Source organism: Sulfitobacter sp. HI0040 (assembly GCF_001634885.1).
In the GTDB taxonomy this organism is placed as follows: domain Bacteria; phylum Pseudomonadota; class Alphaproteobacteria; order Rhodobacterales; family Rhodobacteraceae; genus Sulfitobacter.
This window is the reverse complement of sequence record NZ_LWEX01000551.1, coordinates 1-270: the sequence shown is the minus strand read 5'-3', so window position 1 is coordinate 270 and position 270 is coordinate 1. Positions and strand designations below refer to the sequence as shown.

At 62.6% G+C, this 270-nt stretch carries 1 pseudogene; it reads left to right on the top strand.

Annotated elements, in window-relative coordinates:
* Window position 1: 1 nt before the first annotated feature.
* Window positions 2-270: pseudogene (locus tag A3728_RS20445) on the top strand (acyl-CoA dehydrogenase); the annotation flags it as partial.

Here is a 270-nt window from a genome sequence, read left to right as displayed (position 1 = left end):
GTTGCACGACGTACTGAACGTCACCGAGCAGAGCACACCCGGCTACGACGAACTGGAACCCGATTTCACCGCGGCCATCCTCGGCGAAGCGGGCAAACTCACCTCAGAGGTTTTGGCCCCGCTCAACACGGTCGGCGATACCGAGGGCTGCCGGTTGGAGAACGGGGTGGTCTACACGCCCAAGGGGTTCAAGGAAGCCTTCGAAAAGGTCAAGGAAGGCGGCTGGCCCGGTCTGGACATGCCCGAGCAATACGGCGGCCAGAACATGCC